The following is a 19,532-nucleotide window of genomic DNA, read 5'->3' as shown; positions in this document are numbered from 1 at the left end:
TTAATGCAATGGCTTCATAATTTTTTTGTCACACAAGTAGATCAAAGTAACCTAATGATAAGCGACTACAACTACTGGCTTGTGGCTCTCTCTATCGCATTGGCGGCCATGGCGTCTTTCTTCGCTCTGCATTTCGCCTCAGTGGCACAACATATCGTGATTGAAAAGTACAAATCAATTGCTCTTGTATCTGGTTCTTTCATTATGGCTGGCGGAATTTGGAGTATGCACTTTGTTGGCATGCTTGCATTCGATATGGGCCATACAGTGTCTTATGACCCTTACCTAACGGTCTTGTCATTAATACCCAGTATTTTAGCGTCGTACATCACATTAAAGCGATTAATCAAGCCGAATCTAAGCATCTGGCAATTACTCCTTAATGGTGTGTTGGTAGGCGGCGGCATTGGTGCGATGCATTATATCGGCATGGAAGCAATGGAGATGCATGTTGAACTTCGATATGACCCAGCTTGGTTTATTTTTTCTATTGTCATTGCGGTTGTGCTTGCCTTTATTGCCATATCAACACAGTACTATGTTGGGAAGATTTGGACAGGGCTGAGTCAGAAGTGGGTCAGTTGTATCAGTGCTTTGATTATGGGCGCTGCCATTTCTGGAATGCACTATGCGGGCATGGCGGGAGCGCGTTTTATTTCAATTGGCGGTTCAGACATGTCACATATGTCTACCGCATCCAACAGTTACCTCTCTTTTGTCGTCGCAACCATTACGTTATTGCTTTCGATTTTGGCAAGCAACATTGCCTCACAGTTACGCTACCGCCAGTTATTACTGGAAAAAACTGCGAGTGAAGTCCGTTTGAAGACCACTTTAGACACCGCTGTTGATGGCATCATCACTATAGACAGCCATGGCATCATAAAAGAGTTCAATAAAGCCGCATCTAGTATTTTTGGTTGGCAAGAAAAAGATATCATCAATCAGCCCTTCGATCGCTTATTCCTTAAAAAGCACACAGAGGAGTTTCATGCATTTTTAGGTATATTTCGAGACACAGGTGAAACGAATATTTCGGGTACCGAACGCGAAATTTGCGCACTAAACAACGATGGCCAGACGTTTCCAATAAGAATAGGCGTCGGTCGTGTTGATATTATTGGTGACGAGACGCTCTTTGTCGCCTTTATCAGTGATATCTCCACCAGAAAAGCGATGGAAGAAACCATCAGAAAAAGTGAAAAGCAGTTCAGCTCTTTGATTAAAAATATTCCAGGTGCGTCCTTCCGATGTTTAATGGATGAACATTGGACTGCGCTTTTTGTGAGTGACGCAATCTACGATGTGGCCGGTTGGATGCCATCGGACTTTTACGACAACACCACGTCTTTTTCTCAATTGATTCATCCAGACGATCTAAAGTTCATGCTGGATCCCGAGAATGAATCCTCTAAAAACAAAACATACAGCGTTGAGTATCGTTTAAAACACAAAGATGGGGATTATGTTTGGGTATTAGAGAATGGTTCAATTATCCATAACGATGCTGGTGAAGCAGAATGGATAGATGGCGTTATTTTAGACATTTCACAACGCATTGAGATGGAAAATGAACTTCGTCTAGCGAAGCAAAAAGCGGAAGAATCGGCAGAGAGTAAAGCCTCATTTTTAGCCAACATGAGCCATGAAATACGCACTCCGATGAACGCTATTATTGGTTTTTCCGATATTTTATTAGACTCTGATGTATCAGGTGACAATAAAAAGCACCTCGCCACCATCAGTAAATCAGCCAGATCGTTGTTGCACCTTCTTAACGATATATTAGACAGTGCCAAATTAGAAAAAAATAAGCTCGAACTTGATATCCAAGTATTCGTACTGGCAAACATGGTGGATACCGTGATATCAACGCTGTGGCTACAAGCAAGAAACAAAGGTTTGGCGTTAAATTTTGAAATTGAAACAGAGGTTGAGCAAGCCTTTCTCGGTGCAGAGGATCGCATCCGACAAGTCCTAATGAATATTTTAGGCAACGCCATTAAATTCACTGAAAAAGGCTACGTCACACTAACGGTTTCAAAAAACAGCAACCACAGCCTGCGCTTCAGCGTTCAAGACTCAGGTATTGGCATTCCAGCGGAGCGTATGAAAAGTATCTTTGACCCATTTACACAAGCAGACGCATCGATGAGCCGACGCTTTGGCGGCACAGGATTAGGCACCAGCATATCAAAACAACTGATAACACTAATGGGTGGCGAGCTTCATGCTGAAAGCGTTTTAGGTGTTGGCAGTTGTTTCTATTTTGATTTGCCTCTAGAAGTGTCCGAAGCACCTCCTGAAGCCACCCTGTCTCAGTTACCGGTAATCAAAGAACAAAAAATATTAATCGCGGATGATATAGAGCAAAACCTAACCTTGCTTACCTTGTTATTAAAACGTCAAGGACACACTGTCTTCTTAGCAAAAGACGGTATTGAAGCCATTGAACAGTTTAAAACCATAAAGCCAGATCTCATCTTAATGGACATTCAAATGCCAAATATGGATGGTTTAATGGCCACCCAAATTATCAGACAGTACGAGAAGGAAAACCAACGACCTCACACTCCTGTAATAGCCTTAACAGCAAACGTATTGGTTGAAGACAAATTAGAAGCTCAACAATCAGGGATGGATGGATTCGCTAACAAACCCATTGACATTCACGCTCTAGTCGCTGAAATGGCCAGAGTCTTAAAAGAGCCCCTCGTTCCTGCTCATCAGGAAAAGGGCGCCGATATTCAAACAACTGGCGTCAAAAATACGCAGATAAATATCAGTAAAGGCTTGTCATTATGGCTCGAAATGCCCCTCTATATTACTGAGCTTTCTACGTTTTCTTCGCTCAACTCAGACTTACCCAAAAGACTATCTGACTACTTATCGATCCAAGCGTACGATGACATTCATGCGTTAGCACATGCTGTGAAAGGAACCTCGGGGAACCTTGCATTACTGAACATATCAAACGTAATGGCAACCATAGAACGTGCCGCACAAAAAAAGAACCGCAAGCAATGTGAAAAAGGCATTCAGTGGCTGACATCGTCACTGACAGAATTTTTTACTGAATTAAGCCAATTGGCGGATAAGTCCTCTTCCGATGAGCAAAGTCAACCCGTTGACTACAGAGTTACCCTATCAAAAACAGGATTACTCTCTTTATTGAATGCTCTTATGCTGTCGGCAAACTCAGGTGAAATTGACGACGAAAAAATAGAGTTGCTCATTCGTAACGTGCCACAATCTATGAAAATACACGCCATTGAGATAAGTAAAGCGATCGCTAATTTTGATTTCGACAGCGCCGTTACAACATTGACACAATTAAAAGTGCAAATAGCAAAGGAAGCCGATAAATGAGAATAGGCAGCAAACAAGCCCCTAGAATCCTATTGGTAGACGACGAGCCTACAAATTTACGCGTTTTAAAGCAGGTTCTACAACCCGCTCGTTACCGTTTATCGTTTGCACGTTCAGGACAAGATGCCCTTAAACTGGTTGAAAAAGAATCAGTTGATCTCATACTACTCGACATTATGATGCCTGAAATGACAGGATTAGAAGTATGCAAGCGACTAAAGCAGAATCCCGCTACTGCTCATATTCCCGTCATTTTTGTCACAGCATTAAAAGACAGTATTGATGAAGAAAAAGGCTTTGAGATTGGCGCGGTGGATTACATAGTCAAACCCGTCGTACCTGCCATTGTTCTCGCGCGAGTAAAAACGCATCTCTCTTTAATCAGAGCTGATGAACTTCTCGAAACTCACGTCGACTTAATCCATCGGTTGGGTCGAGCCGCAGAATACAAAGACAATGAAACCGGTATGCACGTCCAACGCATGAGTCGCTTCGCAAGAGTGATAGCCAAAGCCTACGGCTTTTGTGATGAATCCGCAGACGACTTAATGATGGCTGCCCCCATGCACGACATAGGCAAAATAGGCATTGCGGACAATATTTTATTGAAACCCGGAAAGCTAACTGAAGAAGAATACGAAATAATGAAAACCCACGCTCAGATTGGAGGAGAGATTCTATCAAATCCAAGCTCACATCTGATCGAACTGGCTCACTCTGTTGCAATGACACACCATGAGAAATGGGACGGTTCTGGTTACCCTAATGGCCTTGCAGGTGAAGATATCCCAATTGAAGGACGAATCGTTGCCTTAGTTGATGTGTTTGATGCTCTAACCAGTCAGCGGCCTTATAAAAAAGCATGGTCGACAGAAGAAGCCATTCATTATATTCAAGAGCAAAGCGGCAAGCACTTTGATCCAGCTCTGCCTCCGCTGCTTGAACAAGAGCTCCCTAAGTTACTTGAGATTCAGCTTCAGTTTGCCGAACAGACAGTAAATTAAAATCTTTACGTACTCACCATTGAAAATAAAAGAAAGAGCATTACTGATAGGCTATTCATGCAGAACAACTGCGACGTAACCTCATGCCCTCTATTTTTATGGAAAGTTTTATGACCTCACTTGAAGACATAATTGATTCAACACTACAGAACAAAGACGTCGTCGTGAGACTGCAAAACATAGGTGTTTTGCGTATTACTGGCTTAGATGCTCGAAAGTTCCTACAAGGCCAAATAACCTGCGACATTAATAAACTGTCTGCTGAACATGGTCTGTACGGTGCTATTTGCAGTGTTAAAGGTCGCATCATCACGAACTTCTACCTTGCCCAAAAAGGCGAGGACATCCTCATGTTGATGAGCAAAGACTTAGTAGAAAAAACCTTACTGCACTTAAAAAAATACGCGGTGTTTTTCAAGGCTGAACTCATAAACGACAGCGACTCATTTGTTATTCACTCGAAATTGACGCCGTCACAAAGCGGCAGCACAGAAAATGCACAGCCTGAGCTTTTTAACACGCGACATGACGATGACACTATTACACTGACACTTTGTCATAATCCACTGACAATACAGTGGTTTATTACGCAAACAGGTCAGGCCATGATTGAAGAAAAACATACTGAACTGGATGCTTTGACATTGCTATCCGCTCGCCCTCTTATAACCTTAGAACAAAGCGAAAACATCTTGCCACAATGGCTGAACATGCAAAGCATCGGCGGCATCAGCTTTACCAAAGGTTGTTACACCGGACAGGAAATTGTTGCGCGAATGCAGTATCGAGGTAAGTCTAAGAAACAGCTTATTTTGGCCACATGGGACGGACATAGAGAAACCTCATTGGATATCACAGACAAACAAGGCAAAAATATTGGCCACGTATTTGCTGTAGCGAATATCGAAGAAACTCACTTTGCCCAAATCATTTTGAATGTTGAACCAAACGAAGTGGATAACATTTTATTGGATAATCAAGAGGTCACGTTGTTGCCACTCCCTTATCCGTTAGACATGAAGAAATAAACACCGTGTATAAAATAAAATGGCGTCTCATTAGACGCCATTTTTTATCGACAACACCTCAGAATGGCAAGGTTATTTGGCCGCTACTTTTTGGCTCTGTACCTTCATGCTTAGCACCGTCATAATTAGAGTCTCCATCAATCGGATCCAATTCCCATTTTATGGGCGTTTTATGATGGCGGTTTAAGTAGCTATTTGCTTTGGAGAAGTGCTGGCACCCAAGAAATCCACGGTAAGCGGACAAGGGCGAAGGATGAACGTTTTCTAGTACACAATGTTTTTCACGATCAATATGCCGTCCCTTTTTTTGAGCGTAAGCCCCCCATAACATAAAGACAACACCTTGGTGACCAGCATTAATGCATTCGATTATTTTATCTGTAAACGTTTCCCAACCTTTATTTTGATGCGAGCCTGCTTTGCTCGCCTCTACCGTCAAGACGCTGTTAAGCAATAAAACACCTTGTTCGGCCCATGACTGTAAAAAGCCATGACCCGCCGGTGGAATACCTAAGTCAATTTCCAGCTCTTTATACATATTCATCAAGGATGGTGGAACTTTTACCCCCGGTTTGACAGAAAAAGACAAACCGTGTGCCTGCCCCTCTCCGTGATAAGGGTCTTGCCCCAGTATCACCACTTTCACGTCACGAAAAGGCGTAACATTCAGCGCTGCAAAATAATCAGACTCATCAGGGTATATCGTTTTTTCTTTTCTCTCTGATTGTAAGAATTTCTGTAAAGACTGCATGTAGTCTTTTTCAAATTCATCCGCTAAGCATTCTTTCCAATCATTGGTAATGTTCATTATTTCGCTCTCTTTTATGCGCCTAGTCTGATCTTACGCAAACGGGTTAAGCGTTGGTGTGGCTTTAAATTCATAATAATACGACAACGACAGCGTGTCTTCAGGCGTAATCACATGCTTGAGTAACAACCACGCCATTTCCCTTAATCCATAGGCTTTCACATATTCTTGAATCGCGTTTAGCGACGCTTGCTCAGGCAAGTCAGGAGAATACGTATTCAATAACAACCGAGTTTGCCTGGCGTCCAAATTATGAGACTTTGCAACAACCGCGAGATCAAAAAGAGGATCGCCAACGCCTGAATACTCCCAGTCGATCAACCAAAGCTGTTCGCTATCGATGAGTGTATTTTTAGGGTTTAAGTCATTATGGCAAAGAACGGGCGGTACAATTTCTTTCGGCGGCGTTAGTTGTTTAAAAAGAGAAAGGAGGTAATCGTATTCACGCTCAAACTCCACATTGCCTTTCCCATAAGCATTGATGCCATCAAGGTAATGTGTAATCACTTTAAATATCGAGTACTCATGATTGCCTTTTGGCAGTTGATGGGTCTTCTTTAACGCACCAGCAATTCGCTCAACCTCGTTATCTTGGTGAACAACCGCCCAATCAAGAGAAGGTTGATGCACAAACTCGCAAGCAAAACCGCCTTCGTCATCGTTCCACACAACCTTGGGGGATAATCCAATTGCCGCTGCACTCTTTAAAACATGCATTTCTTCATTTCGATTGATGTAAAACGCCTCACTATCAATATAAGGAATACGCAATACATAACGAGAAACGCCACTCCAATGAACCAAATACACTTTATTTGAAAAACCTTCTTCAAATAAAGTGGTTTCAACGTCCGTAATGGATGGCAATATGTCCGCCATTTTTACGAAATACTCAGATAGTCTCGTCATTTTTAATCATTTTATTGCCAGAATTGTAAGTGGCTGTCAGAATGGACAACTGAACCATCCGAGTCAATAGACAACTTGAAGCAGATCAATGAATAAACACGAAGACATTATTCGTAAAATACAAGAACGACTGAGCACCTTGAGCAAATCCGAACGAAAAGTTGCGGAAGCCATTCTTGCCGACCCAAAAACAACCATCCACTCAAGTATCGCAAAACTTGCCGCCAGAGCGGAAGTGAGTGAACCAACAGTGAACCGTTTTTGTCGCAGCCTTATTGGCAGTGGTTTCCCTGATTTTAAAGTGTCACTTGCCCAAAGCCTCGCCACAGGAACACCTTACGTTAACTTAAACGTAGAACCTGACGATGCACCAGGTGCTGTCACCGCGAAAATTTTCGAAGCCGCTAAAAACAATCTAACGCGCGCACAAGATATTCTACCTGAAGCTCTCATTAGCCGAGCGGTTGATGTGTTGGCGCAAGCTCGTCGAATTGAGTTTTATGGCTTAGGTGCATCAGGCCCTGTTGCCAAAGATGCTCATCATAAATTCTTCCGTTTGAATATGCCTGTGGTTGCTTATACCGATATTTTGGTACAACGCATGGCGGCGGCAGGAACGCATCCCGGTGATGCAGTAGTGATCATATCTTATACAGGACGCACATTGCCGTTGATAGAAACCGCACGCGTCGCTCGTGAAGCGGGTGCTGCTGTCATCGGAATCACCAACCCTGGCTCACCCTTAACGGAACATTGCTCCATTGTATTGCCAATCGAAGAAACGGAAGATACCGACATTTATACGCCGATGAGTTCTCGTATTGTCTATCTGACCTTGATCGACGCCTTGGCAACGGGTGTTCTTCTGAAGCGTGGCCCAGAGTTTAATGCGCATCTAAAAAAACTTAAGCAAAGCGTGCAAGACACTCGTTTGCCTAAAGTAGAAAAGAAATAGCATCTCGACAGAAGGAAGGCCTTAGGTATTCGTCTTCCTTCTTTCCACCCCCACTGAAAGAAAACTTAATCAACCAATCCGCTACGTTTTGTAAGAGCATCAGATTTTTTTGTAATTTTGTAAGAGTATTTTGAAAGATTATCCCACCTTAGCCACTTAGAATCGGATCAAGTCTTGAAATAAGTCAAATAAGATTCATTCTCTTTACGACTATGTGTTTTTTCACACCTAAACTCTAAGACCTTCACAGTAAAAATTTAATAAATACAAATACGTTCGGATACGAACTAACCGCCACTTTATTTAAGCGCTGTTTTTAAGTCTATCGATAGGATCGCTCCAGCAATCTGTTGGAGAAACATCCATCGAAACTGAACTCCTGCTGACTTTAAGGCCACGGTTACTTCATCCAGATTTTTCAACGAGAGGACAATAATAATGATAGAAAGCAGTTACGCGATTAGCTTTACGTTCCTAGCCTACTTAGTAGTGATGCTAGGAATTGGTCTATACGCTTACAAAAACACATCAAGTTCAGAAGATTATTTCTTAGGCGGACGCTCTTTAGGCCCTTGGCCTACTGCATTATCAGCAGGCGCTTCCGATATGAGCGGCTGGTTGCTACTTGGTCTTCCTGGTTATGCTTTTGCCGCAGGCCTTGAATCGATTTGGTTGGCTGGTGGCCTGCTTGTTGGTACCTGGTTGAACTGGCTGATTTGCGCAAAACGTTTGCGTACTTATAGCATCAAAGCCAACAACTCCCTGACGTTACCGGGCTTCCTTTCTGCTCGCTTTAACGACAACTCCAAACTTATTCAAACGATTGCGGCTTTGTTCATCTTGCTGTTCTTCTTGTTCTACACAAGCTCTGGTTTAGTGGCTGGCGGTAAATTGTTTGAAACCGTTTTCGGTTTGGATTACACCTACGCGGTCATCATTGGTACCGTTTGTGTTGTGTCTTACACCTTGTTTGGTGGCTTCCTTGCGGTTGCTTGGACGGATTTAATTCAAGGCTTGATGATGTCAGCGGCATTGATCATTGTTCCTTTGGTAGCAATGGACGGTGGCTGGTCTCAACTTTCAGACACATTAGCGGCAAAGAACCCTGAACTACTGACCATTTGGAATGATGTAAAAGGCCAACCATTAAGCACAATTGGTATTATCTCTTTAGTGGCATGGGGCTTGGGTTATTTTGGTCAGCCTCATATATTGGCGCGTTTCAAAGCATCTCGCTCAAACAAAGACATCACAACGGCTCGCCGCATCGCAGTTGCATGGACTTTCATTTCGATGACGGGCGCATTGCTAATTGGTTTAGTCGGTATTGTTTATGTTGATAACAACCTGGCTGGAAACCTAGCCGACGGTGAAAAAATCTTCATGGTTCTTGTAAACGCCATCTTCCACCCTGTGGTTGCCGGCATTCTACTTGCGGCTATTCTTGCGGCGATTATGAGTACAGCAGATTCTCAACTGCTTGTTTCATCCTCTGCTCTAGCGGAAGATTTTTACAAAACGTTATTCAACAAAGAAGCGACTCAAAAACAAATCGTTAACGTTGGTCGTTTCGCGGTTGTTGCTATCTCTATCCTTGCGTTGATTCTCGCACTGAACCCAAAAAGCTCTGTACTTGGCCTAGTGTCTTACGCTTGGGCTGGTTTTGGCGCGGCATTCGGACCGGCTATTCTACTTAGCTTGTTCTGGCGTAACATGAATCGAAACGGTGCCCTTGCAGGTATCATTGTCGGTGGTGTAACGGTTGTCATCTGGAAACAACTCAGTGGTGGGTGGTTCGATGTTTATGAAATCGTACCTGGTTTCATTCTTGCGACTATCTCAATCATTGTTGTCAGTATTGCTTCTGGCGCACCAGAAGACGCAGTGACAGAATCATTTGATGAATACGAGAAAGCCCTAGATACCATGGATTAATAATCCCTTGTATCTTATGTACTCGGTGTAAACACATCGAATGCATCACTAAAAAAGCCGGAATCTTGCAATAGATTCCGGCTTTTTTATGTCCATAAAAACAAATTTCAGGCAAAAAAATGGGGCTTGAAACAAGCCCCCAAACACCATTTACTAACAAACGTTAGTAGTCAGAGGAAAGGTTTAATCATTGAACAAACTGCAAGCACCTTGCTCGGCGCCACTTACTAAAATACGTTGAGCACTAAACAGCTCGCGCCCCATACCTTGGTGGGAATCTGTTAAATCGTGCTGTGCTGCTTCGCGACTGTTTAACTCTTCATCAGAAATAAGCGCAGACAACGTGCCTTCAACCGCATCAAGCCGAACCATATCACCGTCTTTCAATTTGGCAATCAAACCGCCAGCCAACGCTTCCGGAGTAAGATGAATCGCCGCAGGCACTTTACCTGACGCTCCAGACATACGGCCATCGGTTACCAATGCCACTTTATAACCCTGATCCTGTAAATTAATCAGGTACGGGGTCAATTTATGCAGTTCTGGCATACCTAACGCTTTTGGACCTTGAAAACGTACGACCGCAACACAATCTCGCTTAAGTTCACCGCTCGCAATCGCTTCAGCTAGAGCGTTCTGGCTGTGGAAAATAACCGCTGGCGCTTCTACAATACGATTCTCTTCGGCTACCGCAGAAACTTTAATAACAGAACGACCAAGATTGCCTTTCAATAAAGACAGGCCGCCTTCTTTACTGAAAGGGTTTTCAATTGGACGTACAACATCCAAATCCAGGCTTTCTTCCGGACCATCACGCCAAATCAATGTATCGCCATCTAGAAAAGGTTCTTTCGTGTAATGAGACAAGCCTTTGCCGACAATTGTATTTACGTCTTCATGCAGCAAACCGCCTTTCAGCAGCTGCTTAACCAAAAATGTCATACCGCCAGCGGCATGAAAGTGGTTAATATCTGCTTGCCCGTTAGGGTAGATACGCGTCATTGAAGGCACTACTTTCGATAGCGCAGAAAAATCATCCCAATTGACAATAATTCCCGCCGCTCGTGCGTACGCGACAATATGCATCGTATGGTTCGTCGAACCACCTGTCGCCAACAAACCAACGATCGAGTTTACAATGCTTTTCTCATCGACAATCTCATAAAGAGGACGATAATCTCGACCCAATGCGGTGATTTTCGTCGATAACTGAGCCGCGTATTTTGTTAGTGCGTCACGCAATGGATCATCTGGGTTAACAAAGGACGAACCGGGCAATTGAAGACCCATTATCTCAACCAAAAGCTGATTTGAGTTGGCCGTTCCATAAAAAGTACAAGTACCTGCACTGTGATAAGAAGCAGACTCGGCTTCAAGCAATTCATCACGTGATGCTTTACCTTGAGCAAAACGTTGGCGAACAGCTGACTTTGCCGCATTCGTGATACCGGAACGCATAGGCCCTGCTGGAATAAACAAAGCAGGCAAATGGCCAAAGCGTAAAGCGGCAATCAATAACCCAGGCACTATCTTGTCACAAATTCCGAGATAGATAGCTGAGTCGAACATGTTATGGGAAAGAGCAATTGCGGCACCCTGTGCAATATTGTCACGACTGAACAAACTCAGTTCCATGCCATCTTGCCCTTGAGTAACGCCATCACACATCGCTGGCACACCGCCTGCGAATTGCGCAATGGAACCCATTTCTTGGACCGCCGCACGAATTTTATCTGGATAATGTTCGTATGGTTGATGCGCCGACAACATATCATTGTAAGAAGATACAATACCAATATTGGCCTCTTCCATCATTGTCAGCTTTTGTTTGTCTTGAGGTTTGCATGCCGCGAAGCCATGAGCCAAGTTACCACAAGACAATGTTCCCCTATGTGGACCTTGCTCTTGCGCTTTTTTCATATCTTTAAGGTATTGATCGCGCAACACTTTGCTTCGTTCAATTATGTCGTTCGTTACCTTAGCAACAATCGGGTTCATGCTTCTCTCCACTGCTTATTCGTTTTTTTATTCAGCTGCCTGACTGTGCAGTTGAATATAATAATTTATGTAATATTACTACATTTTTAATTTATTTCACGCTTAAAACGCAGGTAAAGTGATAAAAAACCGCTTTCTTGTAATTTTTTTACATAAAAGATTCGAAAGAGCCACTATTTCAGTTAAAATAATCGAACGTTTGTAACATATCTCTGTACAATATTAGACAACGATCATTATTTGATCAAAACTTAGCCATATTAAGATGGATTTGTTACTAATCCTTGCTTAGAAATTTACTTATGTAGTATTTTTACATCAAAGAACATTATTGAACGCAAAGTGTTCGAATTCGAACACTTTGTAATTCCCGCACTATTTTAGAGGTGAGTATGACGATTAAGGTAGCTATCAACGGTTATGGACGCATTGGACGCAACACACTTAGAGCGCTATACGAATCAGGTAAGCGCGACCAAATTCAAATAGTTGCAATTAATGATCTTGGCGACTCAAAAACCAATGCTCATTTAACAAAATACGATACGGTCCATGGTCGTTTTAACGAAGAAGTCACCTTTGATGATGAAGCGCTGTATATCAACAAAGATAAAATCCGCACATTCTCAGAACGTAACCCTGCTGACCTTCCTTGGGCAGAGCTAGGTGTAGATGTTGTTTACGAATGCACTGGCTTTTTCACTACAAAAGAAAAAGCCAGCGCACACATTACTGCGGGCGCTAAAAAAGTTATCATTTCAGCACCAGGTAAAGATGTTGATGCAACCGTTGTTTACGGTGTTAACCAAAATGTATTAACGTCTGCTATGACGGTTATTTCCAATGCATCTTGTACAACAAACTGCTTAGCGCCTGTTGCAAAACCATTGAGCGACAAATTGGGCATTGAAAGTGGCCTAATGACAACGATTCATGCTTACACAAACGACCAACGTCTGTCAGATGTATACCATGAAGACCTTTATCGTGCTCGTGCTGCTGCCATGAACATGATTCCAAGCAAAACCGGTGCCGCGGCCGCAGTTGGTTTAGTGGTTCCTGAGCTTCAAGGTAAGTTTGATGGTATGGCTGTTCGCGTACCAACGATCAACGTTTCTTTAGTCGATTTGACCTTCTTAGCACCGCGTGAAACAACGGCTGAAGAAGTAAACAAAATCATCGAAGACGCCATTAAAGCAGACCCAATTCTTGCTGAAGTGTTGCACGTTAATCACGAGCCTTTAGTGTCTTCTGATTTCAACCACAGCGCTTTCACTTCAAACTTTGACGCTACGCAAACTCGTGTTCAGGGCAAACTAGTGAAAATTATGGCTTGGTATGACAACGAATGGGGATTCTCAAACCGAATGCTCGACAATACTATCGCATTAATGACTGCTAAATAGTCAAAATACACGAAGGCTGCTGACGCAGCCTTCGTCGTCTCTTATACTTCACTTCAAGCTTTCTAATCTTTGGTAAATAAAATGACTCGTAGAACTAAAATTGTTGCTACTTTAGGCCCCGCTTCTAGCACTCCAGAAATGATTGAAAAATTGATTCTGGCTGGCGCCAATGTCTTTCGATTAAATTTCTCTCATGGTCAACCAGAAGACCACATTAATCGAGCAGAAGTTGTTCGAGCGATGGCGAAAAAGAACAACCGCCATGTCGCTATTCTTGGCGACCTGCAAGGCCCTAAGATACGAATTGCTCGTTTTAAAGAGACGAAAGTTGAACTTCAAGATGGCGCGACATTTATCCTAGATGTGGGCTTTGATAAAAACGCAGGTGACGAAAGTCGCGTTGGTATTGATTACCCTCAACTAGCATCAGACTCTCAACCTGGAAACGTACTACTTCTAGATGACGGTCGTGTGGTTCTTGAAGTCCTTGAAGTAAAAGGCACAGAAGTCATTACCAAAGTCCTTGTTGGTGGCCCGCTGTCGAATAACAAAGGCATCAACCGCCAAGGCGGTGGACTTTCTGCTGCAGCATTGACAGAAAAAGACAAAGAAGACATCAAAACAGCGGCAGCATTAAAAGCCGATTACCTTGCTGTTTCGTTTCCTCGCAGTGCCGCAGATCTCCATGAAGCTCGCGCTTTAGCGGAAGCCGCTGGCCTTAAAGCTGGAATCGTTTCTAAAGTAGAACGTGCCGAAGCTGTTGCCGACAACGAAACACTGGATGCGATCATTCTTGCCTCCGATGCAGTCATGGTTGCTCGTGGTGATTTGGGCGTTGAAATTGGTGACGCAGAATTGATTGGCGTTCAAAAGCACATGATCAAGCGCTGCCGCCAGTTGAACCGTCCGGTTATCACGGCAACACAAATGATGGAAACCATGATTACCAGTGCAATGCCAACGCGCGCAGAAGTGTTTGACGTCGCCAATGCAGTTCTTGATGGCACCGATGCGGTTATGTTGTCTGCTGAAACGGCGGCCGGAAAATACCCTGAAGAAGTTATCCATACGATGAATCGAGTTTGTTTGGGCGCTGAAAAGCAACCTGCAATCAATCGTTCAAAACACCGTATCGACGTTACTTTCACCAGTGTAGACGAAACCATTGCCATGTCTGCAATGTATGCAGCGAACCATTTAGAAGGCGTAAAAGCGATCATCAGTTTGACAGAGTCTGGCACAACACCGCTTCTAATGTCTCGTATTAGCTCTGGTTTGCCGATTTATGCATTGTCTCCAAATCAAGCAACGCTAAACAAAGTAAATCTTTACCGCGGCGTAACACCAGTGGCTTTCTCTTCACAAGAATTCAATGTGGACACCATTGTTACTGGTTTGGTTGAACACGTTAAATCACTTGGCCTAATCAATAATGGCGACCTTGTCATTGTGACGAAAGGCGATCATTTAGTGAGCTACGGCACAACCAACATGATGAAGGTTGTAAAAGTCGGCGCTGCCGAGGAATAAGCCCAGTGAAGAGTAAAACGTTGCAGCAAAAGACCATCACGACTCCAGAGCGTAAAAACGTCGCTCTGGTAGCGCACGATAACATGAAACCAGCGCTGATAGATTGGGCAGAGAAGCACAAAGAAAAGCTTATCAAACACAATCTAATGGCGACCGGGACAACTGGCCATTTAATGCAGAAGCAATTAAATGTGCCTGTAAAGTCGCTTATCAGTGGTCCGCTTGGTGGCGATCAACAATTAGGTGGGTTAATCGCAGAAGGAAAAATAGATGTCTTGATCTTTTTCTGGGATCCCTTTGAACCTATGCCACATGATCCAGATATTAAAGCATTACTTCGTGTTGCGGCCGTCTGGAACATCCCTATCGCTTGCAGCGTTTCCTCTGCGAATTTTCTCGTCTCGTCTCCTCTTTTTGAGACAGAGTTTGAAAGACAAATTCCTGATTATGAAAAATATCTTCAAGAGCGACTTTAGTCGCTCTTCTTTTATCTCACTATTACGCATTCAACCCTGCTCAAATCACCTGAACACTCGCTGTTTTCTTCAAAATCGGCTATATTAGCGCCCATTATCTCTCTGGCATCACTGTGTTAGGCCTCAGTTATTCCAGACGAATTACTTATCTACTCAACGTATTATGCCCCTTAGCACCACGTTGATTGCCACCGACAGGAGAAATGTTTTGCAAGCAGAAGTTGCCCTAATAATGGGTTCAAAAAGTGACTGGGCTACAATGGAAGGCGCCGCTGAAATCATGGACGCTCTAGGCGTCAGCTATCATGTAGAAGTGGTTTCTGCTCATAGAACTCCCGTCAAACTTGCAGAGTTTGCAGAAAGCGCCGTAGATAAAGGCTTCAAAGTCATTATTGGTGGCGCTGGCGGTGCAGCACACTTACCAGGTATGGTGGCCGCACATACACGTCTACCTGTTCTTGGTGTGCCAGTACAAAGTAAGGCGCTAAATGGTATGGATAGTTTGCTGTCTATTGCTCAAATGCCAAAAGGCGTTGCGGTAGGTACATTAGCAATTGGTACCGCTGGTGCGTTCAATGCGGGTCTCCTAGCATGCCAAATCTTAGCCATTACCAATGCGGAACTGGCAAACAAAATTGAAGCGTTTAGAGCAAAACAGACAGAAACGGTTTTAGCGAACCCAGACCCTAGAGAGGCTTAATCTATGTCAGTCTTATGGGTATTAGGTGCAGGACAACTTGGCGCAATGCTTAAACAAGCAGGTACACCTCTTGGCATTGATGTTCGCCCTGTTGATATAGAGTCAACAGAGACGTTACCACTAAAGCCAACCGATGTTGTTACAGCAGAAAGAGAAGAGTGGCCAGAAACGGTCGCGACCAAACAGCTCGCAACACACAATAATTTCGTTAATTTAGGCACCTTCCCCCAACTTGCAGATCGCCTAACTCAAAAACAATGGATTGATCGCCTTGAGCTATCAACGGCACCATGGTTTCCAGTAGAAAGTGACTCAAGTGCTCAGCAGGCTTATCAAGCACTGGGCGAACGTGTACTAATGAAACGTCGTCGTGGTGGCTACGATGGCAAAGGCCAATATTGGTTGAAGCAATCAGAAGCAACACAAATTCCTGATGACTGGAAAGGCTATGCGATTGCGGAACAAGCCATCAACTTCGATGAAGAAGTCTCATTAGTTGGTGTGCGAGGAAAAAATGGCGAAACGCATTTTTACCCTTTGACGCTTAACCTGCATATTAATGGTATCTTATATGCTTCCATTTCGCCCTTAGATCGCCTTAAGCCCTTACAAAGCAAAGCAGAATCGATGCTCAGCAAACTTATGGGCGCTTTAGACTATGTTGGTGTTATGGCGATGGAATGCTTTAGAATCGGCGATGACCTACTTATCAATGAGCTTGCTCCCCGTGTCCATAACAGTGGTCATTGGACTCAAGCCGGCGCAAGCGTTTGCCAATTCCAAAACCACGTTCGTGCCGTTACAGGCTTACCATTAGCCGCTGCAGAGGTTAAAAACCAAAGCATGATGATTAACCTAATCGGTGTCGACCTAGACTACCAATGGCTTAGCATCAAAGGTTTAGAACTTTATTGGTATAAAAAAGAAGTACGACCTGGAAGAAAAGTTGGTCACTTGAATTTTTGCTCTGGAGAGATTGATGTATTGCAAAATGCCTTAACTGAGATAACGTTGCCTCAACCTTACCCAGAAGCATTGGCATGGTTAGCTAAAAACCTACCTAAGTAATCAGCACCGCGTCGAATATCAAGCACCAATTAAATGCCGCTATCTGCAATGATTAGCGGCATTTTTTATATGTGCCGTATCCATTTCAATTAATTTCATAAAAACAGACAATAAATAACCAATCATGCAAAAAAATGTCTAGAAATTAGCAAAAACCATGTTTTTGAACTTGTTTACTTTATAAAACTCCTTATTCTAAATGCTCAAGTTGAAAACAGCTTAATTACTATAAAAAAAGCAGTACATATAAGATACTGACAAGGAACCTTGAATGAACAATATCGAACTAGACAGCTATGATTGGCGTTTACTCAAAGCGCTTCAAACGAACGCAAGGCTGACCAACGTCGCATTATCCGAACAAGTAAACCTATCACCATCTCAATGCTCAAGACGCCTACAAAGATTAGAACAAAACAATTTAATTGAAGCGTATTTCACACAACTCAATGCTAATGAATTAGGCTATCAAATCACCGCTTTTGTTAGCATCACCCTCGATAAAACCATCAAAAATTCTGAAAAACAATTCAAAGAAGCCATAGAAGCCATTCCTCAGATTTTAGAATGTTATTCCGTAAGCGGAGACGCAGACTACTGGTTACGAGTCATCAGCGAAAACTTACCGTCTTTATCTACTTTTCTAGGTGAATCACTTGCCAGTCTTCCTTGTGTACGAGACCTCACTTCTACCGTCGTTTTAAACCGTGTAAAACACGCGCCATCAATACCTCTTCCTAACTAACCTAAAATCGCGGCACCGAGCGTCCTCGTCGATTGTGTCGCCTCTGATCACACCTCTGGTAAACGAACAACCATCACAACGCCAATCACAGTAATTATCGAAAATATTAGAACAAGAAGCTCAAAGGAAATCGCATAAGTCAGTAAACCAATACTACTCATGCCCAATAGAATAAAGCCAATAATCGTGTTACTAACCGAAACATAACTCGTACGTTGATTCCCTTCTCCTAAATTAACCAGATACGTCTTACGACCAATCCTCATCCCTTGATGAGCAATGCTAAGTAAAAAATACAAAATAGGAATAAGCCACAGGCTAAAAAGATCGTCAGAGAGAAATGTCACACTAAGAAATAAAGCGCACCCAACCAACGCACTCAACAATGAGGACACCATCATGACCTTTCGACTAGAGTAATCGGAAAACAAGCCCCAAAATGGTGATGAGAGCAAAGAAGCCAAACCACTTGCCAATACAAATACACCTAAAACCCAAATACGGTTATCGAATTTATGCTGTGCAATAACAACATAATAGGGCGCACTCAATGCAGCACACAAAAATAATGACCGAGCTATAACAAAGTTGCGGAATACAGAATCTGTTTGCAGGAGAGCCAATTCGTTAAACACACCCAGAAAAGGTGCACTCTTATCCCTAACTTCGCTTAAAGGTTCTTTTATCAAAGAGTATATGCCAGCGGCAAACAACCAAATTAACGCCGCTCCAACAACACCCCAAACATAGAAATAGCTTTGACCAGAAAGGTCTGTATTGGAAGACAACACCACAACAGCAATACCAATCGTGATGAAGCCAGCCATACTTGAAGACCAACCGGCAACTCGGCCGCGCTGTGATTTAACAACGGTTTTACCTAAAACATCTTTCGAAGCTACCGAATTAAATCCTCTCGCCACACTAAAGAAAATTAAAGCTGCAATGATTACCCAGCCAGCATTCGCACCCTTCAGAAATAAAGCTGCATAGCCAATAACCACGACACAAAAAGACTGAAAAATACTTCCTGCAACCCAAACCCATTTTCTGGTTTTTATCTTATAAATAAAATGAGCAATTATTAATTGAGGAAGCAGCGACCCCGACTCCCGAATTGGAACCAACCACCCTAATAGATAAAGAGGCGCACCCACGCTTTGCATAATCCATGGCAACGTTACTTTTGGATTAATCAAAGCATCACCTAAATTGATGAAGAATTGAGAGATAACTAACTTAAGAATATTGGTTTTATCTACCTCAGATTGATCTTCTTTCTTCAACGTATCCGCATTGTCTTTATACATTCAAACATCCAAAATACCAGCTAGGCCTACAAATCAAAATAGTACAATCATACACAAGGAAACCAAGCCTTTGATAATCTATTGATCAATTTACTTTCATGCCACATATACCGACCTTCATAGCCCTAAAACAAAAAAACCTTGATGGCTGTGCCATCAAGGTTTCTCATATTTCGTTTGGATAAACTATAAAAACTGGGCCAATACCTCATTCAATTCGTCATAAGTGCTTATGGATCTTTTCTGATCCAGCTTTCAGACCCTTATTTCAGACGTAAAAAAGCCCTGACA

At 43.0% G+C, this 19,532-nt stretch carries 15 protein-coding genes; 11 read left to right on the top strand and 4 right to left on the bottom strand.

Going from position 1 to position 19,532, the window contains the following annotated elements:
- Positions 1 to 54 precede the first annotated feature (54 nt).
- The 3 genes from D104_RS33350 to ygfZ all read left to right on the top strand — a co-directional run bounded on the left by D104_RS33350 (position 55) and on the right by ygfZ (position 5,401).
- Positions 55 to 3,369 carry an MHYT domain-containing protein gene (locus tag D104_RS33350; RefSeq protein WP_235075948.1) on the top strand — a complete coding sequence of 1,105 codons (3,315 nt, stop codon included), beginning with the start codon at positions 55 to 57 and terminating at the stop codon, positions 3,367 to 3,369.
- Positions 3,366 to 4,373 (top strand): response regulator, encoded by a 1,008-nt coding sequence (locus tag D104_RS33345; RefSeq protein WP_024025014.1) that lies wholly within the window; start codon positions 3,366 to 3,368, stop codon positions 4,371 to 4,373. Before D104_RS33350 ends, D104_RS33345 begins: the two co-directional genes overlap by 4 nt.
- 110 nt (positions 4,374 to 4,483) lie before the next feature.
- Positions 4,484 to 5,401, top strand: coding sequence for a CAF17-like 4Fe-4S cluster assembly/insertion protein YgfZ (gene ygfZ, locus D104_RS33340; RefSeq protein ID WP_024025013.1), 918 nt, complete (start codon positions 4,484 to 4,486; stop codon positions 5,399 to 5,401).
- 58 nt (positions 5,402 to 5,459) lie between these two features.
- Here ygfZ and ung read toward each other — a convergent pair whose 3' ends face one another.
- Together ung and D104_RS33330 are read right to left on the bottom strand one after the other, a co-directional pair.
- Entirely contained in the window at positions 5,460 to 6,209 is a 750-nt protein-coding gene (gene ung / locus D104_RS33335; protein WP_024025012.1) for a uracil-DNA glycosylase, read from the bottom strand.
- Between the two features lie 33 nt (positions 6,210 to 6,242).
- Entirely contained in the window at positions 6,243 to 7,118 is an 876-nt protein-coding gene (locus tag D104_RS33330; RefSeq protein ID WP_024025011.1) for a phosphotransferase, read from the bottom strand.
- A gap of 88 nt (positions 7,119 to 7,206) precedes the next feature.
- On the opposite strand from D104_RS33330, the gene hexR reads away from it, so the two are divergent.
- A complete protein-coding gene (gene hexR / locus D104_RS33325; protein ID WP_024025010.1) occupies positions 7,207 to 8,073 on the top strand; it encodes a transcriptional regulator HexR in 867 nt (288 codons plus the stop codon).
- A gap of 438 nt (positions 8,074 to 8,511) precedes the next feature.
- Positions 8,512 to 10,008, top strand: coding sequence for a sodium/proline symporter PutP (gene putP, locus D104_RS33320; RefSeq protein ID WP_024025009.1), 1,497 nt, complete (start codon positions 8,512 to 8,514; stop codon positions 10,006 to 10,008).
- 183 nt (positions 10,009 to 10,191) lie between these two features.
- Here the strand turns inward: putP and edd are convergent, their stop codons facing one another.
- Positions 10,192 to 12,006 carry a phosphogluconate dehydratase gene (gene edd / locus D104_RS33315; protein ID WP_024025008.1) on the bottom strand — a complete coding sequence of 605 codons (1,815 nt, stop codon included), beginning with the start codon at positions 12,004 to 12,006 and terminating at the stop codon, positions 10,192 to 10,194.
- Between the two features lie 392 nt (positions 12,007 to 12,398).
- Between edd and gap the strand changes: the two genes are divergently transcribed.
- From gap to D104_RS33285, 6 genes are all read left to right on the top strand, one after another.
- Positions 12,399 to 13,412 (top strand): type I glyceraldehyde-3-phosphate dehydrogenase, encoded by a 1,014-nt coding sequence (gap, locus tag D104_RS33310; RefSeq protein WP_031215236.1) that lies wholly within the window; start codon positions 12,399 to 12,401, stop codon positions 13,410 to 13,412.
- An 81-nt stretch (positions 13,413 to 13,493) separates the two neighbouring features.
- Positions 13,494 to 14,942, top strand: coding sequence for a pyruvate kinase (pyk, locus tag D104_RS33305; RefSeq protein ID WP_024025006.1), 1,449 nt, complete (start codon positions 13,494 to 13,496; stop codon positions 14,940 to 14,942).
- Positions 14,943 to 14,947: 5 nt separating this feature from the next.
- Positions 14,948 to 15,418, top strand: a complete 471-nt coding sequence (locus D104_RS33300; protein ID WP_024025005.1) for a methylglyoxal synthase — start codon at positions 14,948 to 14,950, stop codon at positions 15,416 to 15,418.
- Between the two features lie 208 nt (positions 15,419 to 15,626).
- Entirely contained in the window at positions 15,627 to 16,118 is a 492-nt protein-coding gene (gene purE, locus D104_RS33295) for a 5-(carboxyamino)imidazole ribonucleotide mutase (protein ID WP_031215233.1), read from the top strand.
- A gap of 3 nt (positions 16,119 to 16,121) precedes the next feature.
- Positions 16,122 to 17,186 carry a 5-(carboxyamino)imidazole ribonucleotide synthase gene (purK, locus tag D104_RS33290; protein WP_024025003.1) on the top strand — a complete coding sequence of 355 codons (1,065 nt, stop codon included), beginning with the start codon at positions 16,122 to 16,124 and terminating at the stop codon, positions 17,184 to 17,186.
- A 271-nt stretch (positions 17,187 to 17,457) separates the two neighbouring features.
- Entirely contained in the window at positions 17,458 to 17,931 is a 474-nt protein-coding gene (locus D104_RS33285) for an Lrp/AsnC family transcriptional regulator (RefSeq protein WP_024025002.1), read from the top strand.
- A gap of 47 nt (positions 17,932 to 17,978) precedes the next feature.
- On the opposite strand, the gene D104_RS33280 is transcribed toward D104_RS33285, so the two are convergent.
- Positions 17,979 to 19,241, bottom strand: coding sequence for an MFS transporter (locus D104_RS33280; RefSeq protein WP_024025001.1), 1,263 nt, complete (start codon positions 19,239 to 19,241; stop codon positions 17,979 to 17,981).
- Positions 19,242 to 19,532: the final 291 nt, after the last annotated feature.

This window comes from Marinomonas profundimaris, from assembly GCF_000508165.1.
Classification (GTDB): Bacteria; Pseudomonadota; Gammaproteobacteria; order Pseudomonadales; family Marinomonadaceae; genus Marinomonas; species Marinomonas profundimaris.
Note: the sequence above shows the minus strand (reverse complement) of the source record. Positions and strands in the feature narration are given on the sequence as shown.